Annotated in this window: 18 protein-coding genes; 1 reads left to right on the top strand and 17 read right to left on the bottom strand. The window is 70.4% G+C overall.

Annotated features, from left to right (window positions below):
• Window positions 1-32: 32 nt before the first annotated feature.
• Window positions 33-968 carry a 30S ribosomal protein S2 gene (gene rpsB, locus ACFVYL_RS17080; RefSeq protein WP_389716524.1) on the bottom strand — a complete coding sequence of 312 codons (936 nt, stop codon included), beginning with the start codon at window positions 966-968 and terminating at the stop codon, window positions 33-35.
• Between the two features lie 450 nt (window positions 969-1418).
• Here rpsB and ACFVYL_RS17085 point away from each other — a divergent pair, with 450 nt between their 5' ends.
• Window positions 1419-1967, top strand: coding sequence for a peptidoglycan DD-metalloendopeptidase family protein (locus ACFVYL_RS17085; RefSeq protein ID WP_389716526.1), 549 nt, complete (start codon window positions 1419-1421; stop codon window positions 1965-1967).
• A gap of 78 nt (window positions 1968-2045) precedes the next feature.
• On the opposite strand, the gene ACFVYL_RS17090 is transcribed toward ACFVYL_RS17085, so the two are convergent.
• The 16 genes from ACFVYL_RS17090 to rpsP all read right to left on the bottom strand — a co-directional run bounded on the left by ACFVYL_RS17090 (window position 2046) and on the right by rpsP (window position 14398).
• Window positions 2046-2603, bottom strand: coding sequence for a TetR/AcrR family transcriptional regulator (locus ACFVYL_RS17090; RefSeq protein ID WP_389716529.1), 558 nt, complete (start codon window positions 2601-2603; stop codon window positions 2046-2048).
• Between the two features lie 104 nt (window positions 2604-2707).
• Window positions 2708-3550: an RNA polymerase sigma factor WhiG gene (gene whiG / locus ACFVYL_RS17095; RefSeq protein ID WP_361720710.1), complete on the bottom strand. Its 843-nt coding sequence runs from the start codon at window positions 3548-3550 to the stop codon at window positions 2708-2710.
• A 398-nt stretch (window positions 3551-3948) separates the two neighbouring features.
• Entirely contained in the window at window positions 3949-5106 is a 1158-nt protein-coding gene (dprA, locus tag ACFVYL_RS17100; RefSeq protein ID WP_389716531.1) for a DNA-processing protein DprA, read from the bottom strand.
• Window positions 5103-6722: a YifB family Mg chelatase-like AAA ATPase gene (locus tag ACFVYL_RS17105; RefSeq protein ID WP_389716533.1), complete on the bottom strand. Its 1620-nt coding sequence runs from the start codon at window positions 6720-6722 to the stop codon at window positions 5103-5105. Before ACFVYL_RS17105 ends, dprA begins: the two co-directional genes overlap by 4 nt.
• On the bottom strand, window positions 6722-7129 hold the full coding sequence (locus ACFVYL_RS17110) for a YraN family protein (RefSeq protein ID WP_389716535.1): 408 nt from the start codon (window positions 7127-7129) through the stop codon (window positions 6722-6724). The genes ACFVYL_RS17105 and ACFVYL_RS17110 overlap by 1 nt, the downstream gene beginning before the upstream one ends.
• A gap of 103 nt (window positions 7130-7232) precedes the next feature.
• A complete protein-coding gene (locus ACFVYL_RS17115; protein ID WP_005311352.1) occupies window positions 7233-7541 on the bottom strand; it encodes a DUF2469 domain-containing protein in 309 nt (102 codons plus the stop codon).
• A 55-nt stretch (window positions 7542-7596) separates the two neighbouring features.
• Window positions 7597-8136, bottom strand: coding sequence for an NUDIX hydrolase (locus ACFVYL_RS17120; RefSeq protein ID WP_389716830.1), 540 nt, complete (start codon window positions 8134-8136; stop codon window positions 7597-7599).
• Between the two features lie 31 nt (window positions 8137-8167).
• Entirely contained in the window at window positions 8168-8923 is a 756-nt protein-coding gene (gene lepB / locus ACFVYL_RS17125; RefSeq protein ID WP_389716537.1) for a signal peptidase I, read from the bottom strand.
• An 80-nt stretch (window positions 8924-9003) separates the two neighbouring features.
• Window positions 9004-9966, bottom strand: coding sequence for a signal peptidase I (gene lepB / locus ACFVYL_RS17130; protein ID WP_389716540.1), 963 nt, complete (start codon window positions 9964-9966; stop codon window positions 9004-9006).
• Entirely contained in the window at window positions 9851-10936 is a 1086-nt protein-coding gene (gene lepB, locus ACFVYL_RS17135; protein ID WP_389716543.1) for a signal peptidase I, read from the bottom strand. The genes lepB (ACFVYL_RS17130) and lepB (ACFVYL_RS17135) overlap by 116 nt, the downstream gene beginning before the upstream one ends.
• The gene (gene lepB / locus ACFVYL_RS17140; RefSeq protein ID WP_389716546.1) at window positions 10929-11651 is read right to left on the bottom strand and encodes a signal peptidase I; all 723 of its coding nucleotides are present in this window, start codon (window positions 11649-11651) and stop codon (window positions 10929-10931) included. Before lepB (ACFVYL_RS17140) ends, lepB (ACFVYL_RS17135) begins: the two co-directional genes overlap by 8 nt.
• A gap of 45 nt (window positions 11652-11696) precedes the next feature.
• On the bottom strand, window positions 11697-12047 hold the full coding sequence (gene rplS, locus ACFVYL_RS17145; RefSeq protein WP_389716549.1) for a 50S ribosomal protein L19: 351 nt from the start codon (window positions 12045-12047) through the stop codon (window positions 11697-11699).
• Window positions 12048-12217: 170 nt separating this feature from the next.
• Window positions 12218-13039: a tRNA (guanosine(37)-N1)-methyltransferase TrmD gene (gene trmD / locus ACFVYL_RS17150; RefSeq protein WP_389716552.1), complete on the bottom strand. Its 822-nt coding sequence runs from the start codon at window positions 13037-13039 to the stop codon at window positions 12218-12220.
• Window positions 13039-13626, bottom strand: coding sequence for a ribosome maturation factor RimM (gene rimM / locus ACFVYL_RS17155; protein ID WP_389716555.1), 588 nt, complete (start codon window positions 13624-13626; stop codon window positions 13039-13041). Before rimM ends, trmD begins: the two co-directional genes overlap by 1 nt.
• A gap of 92 nt (window positions 13627-13718) precedes the next feature.
• The gene (locus ACFVYL_RS17160; protein ID WP_014176063.1) at window positions 13719-13958 is read right to left on the bottom strand and encodes an RNA-binding protein; all 240 of its coding nucleotides are present in this window, start codon (window positions 13956-13958) and stop codon (window positions 13719-13721) included.
• Window positions 13959-13960: 2 nt separating this feature from the next.
• The gene (gene rpsP, locus ACFVYL_RS17165; protein ID WP_150186450.1) at window positions 13961-14398 is read right to left on the bottom strand and encodes a 30S ribosomal protein S16; all 438 of its coding nucleotides are present in this window, start codon (window positions 14396-14398) and stop codon (window positions 13961-13963) included.
• Between the last annotated feature and the right edge of the window lie 148 nt (window positions 14399-14546).

Below are 14546 nucleotides of genomic sequence, written 5' to 3' on the forward strand. Positions count from 1 at the left end.
GGCCCCCGCCGTCAACTACCGAACCTGTGAGGTCAGGCCTGCTCGGCGTCCGCGGCCGCGGCGGGGGCCTCGGCCTGCTCGGCGTCGGCAGCCTTCTCCGTCTCGGCGGACTTCTGAACCTCGGCCTCGGCCTCGGCCTCGGCGGCCTTCGGCTCCTCGGCCTTGGCGGCGTCCTCGGAGTCCGCCTTCTTCTCGCCCTCGAGCAGGTCGCGCTCCCACTCGGCGAGCGGCTCGCCGGCGGCCTTCTCGCCCGGCTTCTGGTCGCCCGTGGCCACGCCGGAACGGGCGATGAGGCCCTCGGCGACGGCGTCGGCGATCACGCGGGTGAGCAGGGTGACGGAGCGGATCGCGTCGTCATTGCCCGGGATCTTGTAGTCGACCTCGTCGGGGTCACAGTTGGTGTCGAGGATGGCGACGACCGGGATGTTGAGCTTCCGGGCCTCACCGACCGCGATGTGCTCCTTCTTGGTGTCCACGATCCAGACGGCGCTGGGCACCTTGGACATCTCGCGGATACCGCCGAGGGTCTTCTCCAGCTTGGCCTTCTCGCGGGAGAGGACGAGCAGCTCCTTCTTGGTGAGGCCGGACGCGGCCACATCCTCGAAGTCGATCTGCTCGAGCTCCTTCAGGCGCTGCAGGCGCTTGTAGACGGTCGAGAAGTTGGTGAGCATGCCGCCCAGCCAGCGCTGGTTGACGTAAGGCATGCCGACGCGGGTGGCCTGCTCCGCGATGGCCTCCTGCGCCTGCTTCTTCGTGCCGACGAACATGACCGTGCCGCCGTGGGCGACGGTCTCCTTGACGAACTCGTAGGCGCGGTCGATGTACGACAGCGACTGGAGCAGGTCGATGATGTAGATGCCGTTGCGCTCCGTGAAGATGAAGCGCTTCATCTTCGGGTTCCAACGACGGGTCTGGTGACCGAAGTGGACGCCGCTTTCCAGCAGCTCCCGCATCGTGACGACGGCCATAGCCGTTCTCCTTGAGAATCTCGGTTGTGCCGCGTGTGCCGGACGGCACTCGCGCCTGACGCCCGCTCCGCGCCTTGCCCACGAGGGACCGAGAGGCGCTGACACCGGCTGTTTCATGGCCTGGTGCCGGGGCGTGCGAAGTCGACCCGGTGACCCGGATCGCCACGAGAAGTGTACGGGACCCACGGAGTGGCCGGTGACGCCGCCGTCGATGCCCAGGTGACGGCGGTATGCGGGGCGGCCGCGGCCCTCACGACAGCCCCCACGAGCGGGGGAGCCGTTGTCCCCGACCGGTGATGCCGTTGTCCACGGACCGGGTGACCCCGTTGTCCACGGACCGAGTGACGCCGTTGTCCACGACCGGGTGACGCCGTTATCCACAACCGCCCGGTCATCCACAGATCCGGACCATGATCCCCATGGCGGGGCCCGGCGCGGGACGGTTCTCCCATGCGCCTGGAACTACTGCTGCCGGTGCTGGCAGCCCTGCTCGCAACCGCTCTGCCCACGCCCCCGCCCGCGACCCCGTCCCCGTCCCCGGCCCTGGCCGACGCCTGGCCGGTGGGCAGCCGCCCCAAAGTCGTCCGTGCCTGGGACCCGCCCTCGACCTCGTACGGCGCGGGTCACCGCGGCGTGGACCTCGCCGCGCCGCCGGGCAGTGCGGTGCGGGCCGTGGCACCGGGCCGTATCGCCTTCGCGGGCCGGGTGGCAGGCAGAGGCGTGGTCTCGGTGGAACTGGACGGCACCGGCGATCCACCCCTGCGCACGACGTACGAACCGGTGAGGGCGTCGCTGAAGAAGGGTGACGAAGTGGGGGCCAACGATGTGGTCGGCACCATGGAGCTCCCGACGGGCCACTGCCCTGGAAGCTGCCTCCACTGGGGCCTGCTCAGAGCCCGGACCTACCTGGATCCCCTGTCCCTGCTGCCCCCATGGCTTCTGCACCGGGGGCAGTCCCGCCTGCTGCCGGTGACCACCGGAGGTGAGGACCGGAGGTGAGGGCAGGGGGTGAGGACCGGCAAAAAGCCCTAACGGGCGAACCCGGGCAGTCCGCGGACCTCAGCCCCGAACAGGACCTCAGCCCCGCACACCACGCAGAGCCATGGCCACGGCCGCCTCGGTGATGGCGGTGGGCTCCTCGGCGGCGCCCAGCTCGATCCGCCGCACCGCCGCGTCCACGATGCCCTGGAGCAGCATCGCCGCCATGCGGGGCTGCTCGTGCCCCAGGTCCTCGAGCGCCTCGACGATCATCGCGATGAGGCCGCCGTGCGCGGCGCGGATCTTCTCCCGGGCCCCGGCGTCGAGCTCGCTCGCGGAGATGGCGACCACGGCCCGGTGCCGCCGGTCCCCCACCAGGGCCAGCTGTCGCCGCACATAGGCCTCGACCTTGCCCTCGGCCGATTCCGCGCCTTCCATCGACGCCGACACCTCCGCCGCCCAGACGGGGAAGTCGACCTCGCACAGCTCCTCCACCACGGCCGCCCGTGACCGGAAGTACTCGTACACGGAGGACCGGGCGAGCCCGGTGCGCTCGGCGAGGGCGGGGAAGGTCAGCGCCTCCGTACCGCCTTCGGACAGCAGGGAACGCGCGGCGTCCAGCAGGGCGCCGCGCTGCATCGACCGGTGCTCGGCCACTGAGGCCGCTCGAATCCTTGGCACAGCTCCACTTTACGGACGGGACGCCGCGCGCGGGAGCCGCTCCCGCGCGCACGCCCTCGGGCAGGGACGATTCAGCGCGCTCAGCGCCCAAAACTCGCCAGTTTCGCCCGCAGCTGCAGCACGGACTTCGTGTGGATCTGGCTCACCCGGCTCTCGGTCACCCCGAGCACATTGCCGATCTCGGCGAGCGTGAGCCCTTCGTAGTAGTAGAGCGTCACGACGGTCTTCTCACGCTCCGGCAGCGTGTTGATCGCCCGCGCGAGCAGCCGACGCAGCTCCCGGTCCTCGGCGACCTCCACCGGGTTGTCGGCCGCGTGGTCCTCGAGCGTGTCCATCAGGCTGAGCCGGTCGCCGCCCTCGCCGCCGACGTGCAGCAGCTCCTCGAGGGCCACCACGTTCGCCAGCGACAACTGGCTGAAAACCGCGTGCAGTTCCTCCAGCGCGATACCCATCTCGGCGGCGACCTCCCCCTCCGAGGGAGTCCGCCGCAGCTGCGCCTCCAACGTGGCGTAGGCCCGCTCGACATTGCGCGCCTTCTGCCGCACGGACCGGGGGATCCAGTCGAGCGCCCGCAGTTCGTCGATCATCGCCCCGCGGATGCGCGTGATCGCGTACGTCTCGAACTTGATGGACCGCTCGATGTCGAACTTCTCGATCGCGTCGATCAGCCCGAACACCCCGGAAGAGACGAAGTCGGCCTGCTCGACATTGGGCGGCAGCCCCACGCTCACCCGGCCCGCGACGTACTTCACCAGCGGCGAGTAGTGCAGGATCAGCTGCTCCCGCAGCCGCCCGTCGCCCGTCTCCTTGTACGACCGCCACAGCTCGTCCAGCGACGACGGCGCGGGAGGCCGCTCCCGCTCGCCGCTACGAGCGGCGGGGGGAACCGCTGCCCGGTCGGACCCTGAGGTGTGCTGGGGCATTCGTCGCCTTGAGCCGTTCTGCCGTGAACCGGTGATGTCGCGTGACCCGGGGAGGTCACCTGAACTGGGGAGGTCGCGTGTACGGGGGAGGTCGCGTGGATCGGTGGCCGCGCGCGAACCGGTCGAGTCGCCGGTGTCGCTCGCGCCGGTGCGATGGGGAGCGTGCGTGGAATGAATGAGGTTGTCCGTCTGGTTGCCTGTCCGTGCCGGAATCCTTGTGAGCGTAGCGTGACTGAAGTGTTGCAGTGAGCGAAGAGTAGGGGATCGCGCGGGCGCAGATACGTTCCGCTGGGCGCCCCAGGGAGTCGCCCCGGTTGCTCTGCGTGACGCTCTTGAACCGTCAACTCCGCGATTTCCCAAGGTCGTCGGGGGTCATCCGTCCGGCGGAACACGCTCGGTCACGATCCACCCCCCTCGGCGAAGACAGGCGGATTCACCTGGCGTGTCAACTGCCAGCCGTCGCCGTGTCGTTCGACGAACCCCAACGACTGAAGCTCGTACAGTCGCCCTATCGCGTCGTCCTCGGTCGTCCCGGCGCCGACAGCGACGTCCCGCACCACGGCACACCCCCGTGCGGGCAGGGCGGCCAGCACGCGCTGGGCTCCGGGAGTGAGCAGGTCACGCGGTACGACGGGGCCGCGCCGGGCCGGTGCCAGCTCCCCCATGTCGCCGACCAGTTCGACGACTTCGGCGGCATCGGTCACCAGGACGCCGTCGCCCCGCAGCAGTTCGTGCACCCCGCCGGAGAGGCCGCTGGTCGCGGGGCCCGGAACCCCCATGGCGAAGCGCCCCAACTCCTGAGCGCTGCGCGCCGTGGCGAGCGCCCCGCTGCGGTAGGCGGCCTCGACCACCACCGTCCCCCTGGTCAGCGCCGCGATCACCCGGTTCCGCTGGATGAACCTGCTCGGCGTCGGATGCTCGCCCGGCGGTAACTCGCCGACGACCAGACCCTGTTCCGCGATCCGGCCGATCAGCTCGGCGTGCCCGCGCGGATAGGGCCGGTCGACCCCGCAGGCCAGCACGGCCACGGTTGCACCCCCGGCCCCGAGCGCCCCTCGGTGCGCGGCACCGTCCACCCCGTACGCCCCACCGGAGATCACGACCCAGCCGCGCTCCGCGAGCCCCGCGGCGAGTGCGGCCGCCATGTGCGCGCCGTACTCCGTGCAGGCACGCGCCCCGACGACCGCCACCGACCGCAGCGCCCACATCCGCAGGGACGGCCGCCCCCGGACCCAGAGCCCGACCGGCCGCGCGTCCCCCAGGTCGTCCAGCGTCACCGGCCACTCCGCGTCCCCCGGGCACACGAACCTCCCCCCGACACCCCGCGCCACCTCCAGATCCCGCTCCGGCCGCGCCTTCGCCGCCCGCGCCCGCAGCCCCTCCCACCGCCGCACGGTCACCCCCGCCAGCGGTTTCTCCTCCCGGAGCCGTCGCAGCACCTCACAGGACCCCACCTCGCGCAGCCACCGCCCACCGATCGGGTCCCCCGGCTCCAGCACCCGCGTCAGGGCGACCCGGGCGAGCCGTTCGTCCTCCGGCGGCGGGGCGGCGCTCACGTCGGCGCTCCGATCGCCATCGGCACGCCGCGTGAGATACCGGTGCGCAGTTGCAGCGCCAGCGCGACGTCCTGGGCCGTGGGCCTGCCGTGACCCGCGAGGTCCGCGACGGTCCAGGCCACCCGCAGGACACGGTCCAGGCCGCGGGCGGTCAGGACGCCTCGCTCCAGATCCAGTTCGGCCGCGTCCAGCGCACCGGGGTCGGCCGGCCAGCGGGTGCGCAGCGCGTGCCCGGGGACCTCGCTGTTGGTCCGCCAGCCGGTGCCGGTCAGCCTGGCCGCCGCTCGCTCCCGGGCGGCGCGCACCCGGTCGGCGACGGTCTGGGTGGACTCTCCGCGCGTGCCGTACCCGGCCAGCTCGGACCGGGTGACCGGTTCCGCCACGACCTTCAGGTCGATCCGGTCGAGCAGCGGGCCCGAGAGACGAGCCTGATAGCGGCGGATGACTGCGGGCGGGCACTCGCAGCCGTCACCCAGCAGTGTGTGCCGGCCGCACGGGCAGGGGTTGGCCGCGAGCACCATCAGGAACTTCGCGGGCAGCCGCACCACCCCCGCGCTGCGCGCGATCACCACATGCCCCGATTCGAGGGGCTGGCGCAGGGAGTCCAGGGTCCGGCTGCTGAACTCCGGCGCCTCGTCGAGAAAGAGCACCCCGCGATGAGCGAGGGACACCGCCCCTGGCCGTGGGACCCCCTTGCCGCCGCCCACGAGCGACTGCATCGTCGCGGAGTGGTGCGGTGCGCAGTACGGCGCGATGTCCACCAGCGGCTTTCCCGGGGGCAGCATGCCCGCCACCGAGTGGACCGCGGTGACCTCCAAGGCCTCCTCCCTGGTCAGCCGGGGCAGCACGGCCGGCAGGCGCTCCGCGAGCATCGTCTTTCCGGCGCCCGGCGGCCCCTGCAGGAAGAGGTGGTGCGCCCCCGCCGCGGCCACCTCGACGGCGGTCCTGGCCGGTCCCTGGCCGACGACGTCGGCGAGGTCCAGTCCGTGGGTGTCGTCCAGGGCGTCGCTGAGGCCTGTGCCGATTCCGGTGCCGGGGACGCAGAGTCCCGCGAGCATCGGATCGGGCCGGCCCGACTCGTCCGGCTCCTCCATGGGAACCGGCTCGTCGGTGAGCACCGCGATGAGCTGCCGCAGGCTGCGCACGCCGAGCACGGACACGCCCGGCACGAGGGAGGCCTCGGCTGCCGTGCACTCCGGGACGACCACCTGCTCATACCCCGCGTCGGCCGCGGCGAGGACCGCGGGAAGCACTCCCCGGACGGGCCGCACCCGGCCGTCGAGGCCCAGCTCACCGATCATCACGATGTCGGCGAGGACCTTCGGGTCGATCCGCTCGGCCGCCCCGAGGACGGCGCAGGCCACCGCGAGATCGAAACCGCTGCCGCCCTTCGGCACCGATGCCGGGCTCAGCCCGACCGTGAGCTTCTTCTGGGGCCATTCACCGCCCGAGTTGACCACGGCGGCCCTGACCCGGTCGCGGCTCTCGGTGAGGCTCTTGTCCGGCAGGCCCACCAGCGTGAACGCCGCGACACCCGGCTCCAGATCGGCCTGCACCTCGACGACCACGCCCTCGACGCCGACCAGTGCGACGGAACACGTACGCGCGAAACCCATCAGGCCACCCCCCGCGCGTGCTCGACCACGGGGACGCCGCGCTGGGGGATCAGGACGCCGATCAGATCGATGCGGACACCGCCGGGCGGTGGGCCGCCGCGCTCCTCGATCCAGCGCTCGGCCAGTCTCCGCAGCCGCTCCGCCTTGGTCCGGCCCACGGCCGCCATCGGATGCTCGAACGGCGCGGTGCCGGCCCGGCCCGCCCTGCGCGTCTTGACCTCGCAGACGACCAGGGCCTCACCGTCCATGGCCACGATGTCGATCTCACCGGTTCTGCCCGCGCGCCAGTTGCGCTCCAGAACCGTCATCCCCGACTCGACCAGCCGCCGCGCGGCCAGATCCTCGCCGTACCTGCCGATCGCTCCCCGTGCGTTCATGTCGGCACCACCTCCGGCACCCACAGTCACGCGTCAGGCCGCACCTATTGGATCTTGGTGCACAACTCACCGGTTGTGGATAACTCCGCCACCCCTGCGAGTGAACTAACTCCACCGCGCCCCGGCTCGCCGCTCAGCTGCCCGGCAGTTCGAGATCGCTCTTATTGAGCTCCTCGATGTTCACGTCCTTGAACGTGAGGACCCGCACCTGCTTGACGAAGCGAGCGGGCCGGTACATGTCCCACACCCAGGCGTCCGCCATGGACACCTCAAAAAAGACCTCACCCTGGACCGAATGCACCTGCATCTCATAGTCATTGGTGAGGTAGAAGCGCCGTTCGGTCTCGATCACATATTTGAACAGACCGACGACATCGCGGTACTCCCGGTAGAGCTTCAGCTCCATCTCGGTCTCGTACTTCTCGAGGTCCTCGGCGCTCATGGCATGTTCCCCTTCAGCCGTGCGTCCCCCTATTGTGCGTCAGCCCCGCGAACCGCTACACGATTTCCGTGTCGAGGATCTCGGGCCGATCCGGGGGCCCCTCGTCGAGCAGTCTGCGAAACAGCCCGGCGAGCCTGGTCGGATACACCGTCTCATGAGCCTCGGTCAGTTCTCGGCACGTCCACCAACGTGCTCCGGCGACACTGCGTCTTTCCAGGTCGGTGAGCCCCTCGGCGACGATCGCCGTCTGCGACGTACGGGCCAGGTAGTACCACTCGTCCTGCTCCCAGCGCCGCCCGGCGAACGGAAAGGCGCAGACCCGCCGCCACAGGACGGGGCCGAGCTCGACCTCCGTGATGCCGGTCTCTTCCCGCAGCTCACGCAGGGCGGCCTGCTCCCGGGTCTCGTCGCCCTCCACACCGCCGCCCGGCGTGAACCACCAGTCGTCCGCCGGATCCCCCGGCTCGTATCCGTGCAGCAGCAGGATGCGGTCGCTCGGGTCGAGCAGGATCACCCGCGCCACCTTGCGCAGCGGCCGCCCCGAAAGCGATGCCCCGCAATCCCCGGCGATCACGGTCTCCTCGGCCGAGGACATATCGGTCGACGCGCCCTCGGCGGAGGTGTCCTCAGCCGGCACTCGCGGCCTCTCGCGTACGGTTCCTGCCGCGTCCGCGGCCCAGGCGCTTGGCCACCGGGCCGTACGCCGCACCGCCAAGGACGAGCACCATGCCCACCACGATCGCGATCACCACCATGCGCAGCGGCCCGGGCTGCGAGATGCCGCCCGGCATGTCCGAGAAGCCCTGGGGCCGTGCCAGCATGCCGAACTTGTCCATCGGCCAGGCCACCGCGTCGACCCGCGCCCGCACGGCGCTGCGCGGCACCGAACCGTGGTCCCCGTCGCCCAGGTGCACGCTGGAGTCCAGGGAGCCGCTGCGCTCGTCGCCGAGCAGGAAGAGCCGCCCCTCAGGGACCGTCGTGGTCGGGATACCGGTGGCCGCCGCGCCCTGGCCTTCGGGGAGATACGGTTCTGCGACTTCCTCGCCGTTGACGGTCAGCTTGCCGTCCTTGCAGCAGGCGACCTTGTCGCCGCCTATGCCGACGACGCGCTTGACCATCGGCAGGTCGCCCCAGGTCGACTGCTTGAAGACGACGACGTCGCCGCGGCGGACGTCGTCACCGTCGATCCGCTGCGCGAGCACCCGGTCCCCCGAGCCGATGGTCGGCGTCATCGATCCGGTGGGGACGGTGTACGGCTGGTACTGGACGGCGCCCCAGGCGAACCCTCCGAGGAAGAGCACACAGCCGAGGGCCACGGCGACGCCCGACAGCACGCTGCCGAGCCGTCCGCGGCCCTCGTCCGTACGACGTGTCCTGCTCATCCCGGTGCTCCCCCGTCTCGGAGACGACCCCGCCGTCCGTAGTCACGGACGGCGGAAGATCGGCGATCTGGGACGGCACCCTACCTGTCGGTACCTCCGCCAGAAACCCTCGCGCCCTGCGCGGCCGCGACCGTCAGGCGCCGCCTGCGCCACAGCACGATCGGCACCGAGCCCGCGAGACCGAGGACGCCAGGCGCCGCGCTGGAGAGCGCGTTGATGCCCGGCTGGTCGAAGGTGTCCGGCTTGGGCAGCGTGGCCCAGCGGGTGGGCGGCCAGGCGACCACGATGGCGCGGCCCACGACGTTGTCCACGGGGACCGCGCCGCCGCCGGGCTGGTTCTGGTGGTAGCGGGAGTCGAGCGAGTTCTGCCGGTGGTCACCCATGACCCAGATTTTGCCCTTGGGCACGGTCACCTTGAACTGGCCGCCCTGGTCGTCGACGCTGCACGGGGTGTTCCCCGCGAAGACGTACGGCTCGTTCAGCGCCTTGCCGTTGACCTTCACCGGGCCGGTGCCCTTGCACTCCACGGTGTCGCCGCCGACGCCGATCACGCGTTTGATGAGGTCCTTCTCGTCGGCCGAGGGCATCAGGCCGACCCAGCCGAGGACCCGCTGGATCGCGTTCGGGTCGGGCGTGGGCTCGCCGTCCAGCCAGTGGCCCGGGTCCCTGAAGACGACAACCTCGCCGCGCTCGGGCTCGGAGCCGAACCACGGCGTCAGCTTGTCGACGAGGACGCGGTCGCCCTGCTGCAGCGTGTTCTGCATCGAGTCCGACGGGATCGAGAACGCCTGGACCAGGAAGGTCTTGATGACCAGCGCCAGGACCAGGGCGATGCCGATGAGAAGAGGCAGCTCCTTCCAGAAGGAGCGGGGCTTCTTCTGCCGCTTGCCATCCTGCTCGCGCGTCGCGCCGTCGCCCTCCGCGACGTCATTCCCGGGGGTGGCACCGCCTTCGACGCCCTCGACGCCCGGCTCGTCGGATCGTTCCGGCCGCTCCTCGGGCCCCTCGTGTCCGGATCGTGCGCCGACCGCCAAATCCCCCACATCCACTCCTCAGTCCGTGCCGCCGCCTGCCCCAGATGCGATGCAGGCCCACCACTCCCATAACGAGCGGGAGTTCCGCAGGGGTCGGGAGCCGGATCAATCCATATCGATCGTCGGTGGCCACCCTATGCGACACACCTGTGGCGGTGTCCGATGCCGCACGCGCGTCGGGAACCGACGCATACGTGGCGGGCTCTTCCAGTTTGCGCCAGTGGCCGAAGGGCCAGGCGATGACCATCGCGCGCCCCACCACCTCGTCCTCGGAGACGGTGCCGTGGAACTTCTCGGTGCGGTGGAAACGGGAGTCGGCCGAGTCGCTCCGGTGGTCGCCCATCATGAAGAGGCGCCCTTCGGGGACCTTCACCTCGAACGCGAAGGCGGAGGGCTTGTCCCCGGGGTGGATGTAGGGCTCGTCCAGGGGGACGCCGTTGACGGTGACCTTGCCGTTCTTGTCACAGCACTTCACGGTGTCGCGGCCGACGCCGATCACACGCTTGATCAGGTCCCGCTCGCTGTCGGAGGGGAGCAGACCGATCTGGGTCAGGCCCTCCTTGAGCTGCTTGACGACCACCGGGTCGTCCTTCTTCTTGCCCTGTTCCTCTTCGAGCCAGTTGCCGGGGTCCTTGAAGACGACGACGTCGCCGCGGTCCGGCTTCGACCCGAACCAAGGGGTGAGCTTGTCGACCAGGACCCGGTCACCGATCCGGATCGTCTGTTCCATGGACCCCGAGGGGATCACGAAGGCCTGCACGAGGAAGGTCTTCAGGACCAGCGCTATCAGCAGGGCCACGCCTATGAGGAGCGGCACCTCCTTGATCGCCGAGCGTCGCCTGCGCCGCTTCACCTTCTTCGCGAGCTTGCGGCGATCGGCCCGGCCTGGCAGTACGGGGCCGTCGGTCGGCCGGGACCCCGTGGGCAGCCGGGTGTCCGCATCGTCGCCTGCGCCACGCGTCCGTCCTCGGTTACCCATGCGGGCCTCCCGGGTCCGGCACGCGCGCGTAGCCGTCGGGCCGCTCCAGGGACGTCCAGTGACCGACCGGCCAGGCGATCCAGTCGGCCCTGCCGATGACTTCGTCGACGGGGATCATGCCGCCGCCGGGCTCCCCGAGGTGGTCGCGGGAGTCCCGGGAGTCACTGCGGTGGTCGCCGAGGAGGAAGAGGCTGTCCTCGGGGACGACGACGTCGAAGGGAACCTGGGAGGGGACGTCCCCCGGGTACAGGTAGGGCTCGTCGACGGGCTCGCCGTTCACCTTGACCCTCCCCCGCTTGTCGCAGCAGACCACCCGGTCTCCCCCTGTGCCCACGACCCGCTTGATGTAGTCGGCGTCTCCGAAGTAGCCGCTGCCGTCGAAGACGACCGCGTCACCCCGCTGCGGCTCGGAACCGAAACGGTACGCCAACTTGTTGACGAGTACCCGGTCCCCGGACCGGAACGCGGGCTCCATGGAGCCGCTCGGGATCTCGAAGGGCTGCACCGCGAAGGTGCTGACGGCAAGCAGGAGACCCATGCACAGCAGGAAGGACAGGGTGAGCCTGCCGCCCGGCAGCCAGTCGGTCAGGGACGCAAGAACGGAGCGCGACCGTTCCTCCCTCTCCCCGGATTCCTCGGCGACGTGCGGGACGTCTCCGGAATCGGAGGATGAGGAGGAGCGGTCGCGCTCCGTGTGCTGTGCTTCGGTGTCCATCGGGGCCAGATGCTATCCGGCCCCGCTGTGGACCCGAGCGCGAGCTCAGTTGTCGCGCTTCTCCTTGATCTTCGCGGCCTTGCCGCGCAGGTCACGGAGGTAGTACAGCTTCGCGCGACGCACGTCACCGCGGGTGACGAGCTCGATCTTCTCGACGATCGGGGTGTGCACCGGGAAGGTGCGCTCGACGCCGACGGAGAAGGAGACCTTGCGGACCGTGAAGCTCTCGCGCACGCCGGCACCCTGGCGACGGATGACTACGCCCTTGAACTGCTGCACACGGGAGCGGTTGCCCTCGATGACGCGGACGTGGACGTTGACGGTGTCACCCGGGCGGAACGCGGGGACGTCGGTGCGCAGCGAAGCGCTGTCGACGGAGTCGAGCAGGTTAGCCATGATCGTCTGCTTTCTTCACTGATGCCACAGGTCATCAGCGGAACGTGGTGATGAGGATTCGGTAGCTGATCGCGTCGGGCGGGCGTCTTGACCATCTCCCGCTGACGCGGAGAGAGAACTTCGGCCGGTCCCCCTGTGGCAGGGGCGCACGCTGGACGTACAGCAGCGGCCTATTCTTCCACGGCCTGGGGGTCTCGCCCAAATCGGCCGTCGGGCCCCGGCCGCCACCCCAGGATCGAGAGCATCTCGCGGTCCTTCTTGTCGAAGGCCCCGGGGTCGCAACGCTCGATGAGGTCGGGCCTGTTACGGGTGGTGCGCCGCAGCGCCTCGTCCCGGCGCCAGCGCGCGATCTTGCCGTGGTGACCGCTGACCAGCACGTCGGGAATGCCGTGCCCGCGCCACTGGGGAGGCTTGGTGTAGACGGGGCCTTCCAGGAGGTTGGCCATGGCTCCGGGGGCGAAGGAGTCGTCCTGGTGGGACTCCGCGTTGCCGAGGACGCCGGGCAGCAGCCGCGCCACGGCCTCCGTGACGACCAGGACGGCGGCTTCCCCGCCCGCGAGGACGTAGTCGCCGATGGAGACCTCGTAGACGGGCATGCGGGTCGCGTACTCGTCCGTGACGCGGCGGTCGATGCCCTCGTAGCGCGCGGGCGTGAAGACCAGCCAGGGGCGCTCGGAGAGCTCCACGGCGAGTTCCTGGGTGAAGGGGCGCCCGCTGGGGGTGGGGACGACCAGGACGGGGCCGTGGGCCCCTGCCTCGTACCCCTCGGCGAGGACGTCGTCGAGGGCCGCGCCCCAGGGCTCGGTCTTCATGACCATGCCGGGGCCGCCGCCGTAGGGGGTGTCGTCGACCGTGTTGTGCCGGTCGTACGTCCACTCCCTGAGGTCGTGCACCTGGACGTCGAGCTGCCCGCGCGCGCGTGCCTTGCCCACGAGGGAGACGTTCAGGGGTTCCAGGTACTCCGGGAAGATCGTGACGACGTCGAGCCGCATTACGCCTTGTCCTCCGACGCCGCGCCCTCGCCGCTCTCCGGGGCCGCCTCTGCGTCCCGGACGGAGGCGATCTCCGCGCGGTCGTCGATGAGGCCCGGGGGCGGGTCGATGACCGCGCGCTGTTCCTCGAGGTCGATCTCGGTGACGATCTCGCCCACGAAGGGGATCATGACCTCGCTGCCGTCGGGCCGCTCCACGATGAACAGGTCCTGCGAGGGCAGGTGCGAGATCTCCGTGATCCGGCCGACCTCGGTGCCGTCCTCCAGGACGACGTCGAGGTCCATGAGCTGGTGGTCGTAGAACTCGTCCTCTTCCTCGGGGAGCTCTTCGGGGTCCACCTCGGCGATCAGGATCGTGTTGCGCAGCGCTTCGGCCGCCGTGCGGTCGCGCACGCCCTCGAAGCGCAGCAGCAGACGGCCGCTGTGCACCCGGCCGGACTCGATCGTCAGCGGGCCGGTGGCGGCGGGGTCGGTGGCGAGGACGGCGCCGGGGCCGAGCCGCAGCTCCGGCTCGTCGGTGCGGACCTCGACGGTTACCTCACCCTTGATGCCGTGGGCACGGCCGATGCGGGCGACTACCAACTGCACTGCGTTTCTCCTCATCCACGACTACGGGCCGGGGAAGGCCCTTGAGCCCTCCCCGGCCCGAGCCGGTGCTGCTGTGGTTCTACGAACCCGGTTCAGCGAACCTGGTCCACGTCGACGAGGTCGACGCGGACACCGCGGCCACCGATGGCGCCCACGACCGTGCGCAGAGCGCGTGCGGTGCGGCCGTTGCGGCCGATCACCTTGCCGAGGTCGTCAGGGTGGACCCGGACTTCGAGGACGCGCCCGCGGCGCAGGTTGCGCGAGGCCACCTGCACGTCGTCGGGGTTGTCGACAATGCCCTTCACGAGGTGCTCGAGAGCCTCCTCGAGCATGCTCAGGCCTCGGTCGACTCGGTGGACGCGGCCTCGGCCTCGTCCGCCTTCTTGTCAGACTTCTTGGCCTTCTGGGTGATGGCCTCACCCTTGGCGTCGTCGCCCTCGAGACCCTTGGTGAAGGCCTCGAACGCAGCGCGCTTGTCCTTGGGCTCGGCAACCTTCAGCGGCGCCGGGGCGGGCAGACCCTTGTGCTTCTGCCAGTCGCCGGTGAGCTTGAGGATCGCCATGACCGGCTCGGTCGGCTGGGCGCCGACGGACAGCCAGTACTGGGCACGCTCCGAGTTGACCTCGATGCGCGAGGGGTTCTGCACCGGGTGGTACAGACCGATCTCCTCGATGGCCCGGCCGTCACGGCGGGTACGGGAGTCGGCGACGACGATGCGGTAGTGAGGCGAACGGATCTTGCCCAGACGCTTCAGCTTGATCTTGACTGCCACGGGAGTGGTGTCTCCTGGTCTTGACGTGGGTGGGCACAACAGTGATGCCGCGTGGGGTTGCGGTACTCGAGTGCCCGATGGACGCGTCAGCCGGAGGAGAGAGGGGTCCTGTGCGACTGTCGAGTACAGCTAGCCATTGTGCCATACG

Origin of the sequence: Streptomyces sp. NPDC058308 (assembly GCF_042880275.1) — a bacterium.
GTDB lineage: Bacteria > Actinomycetota > Actinomycetes > Streptomycetales > Streptomycetaceae > Streptomyces.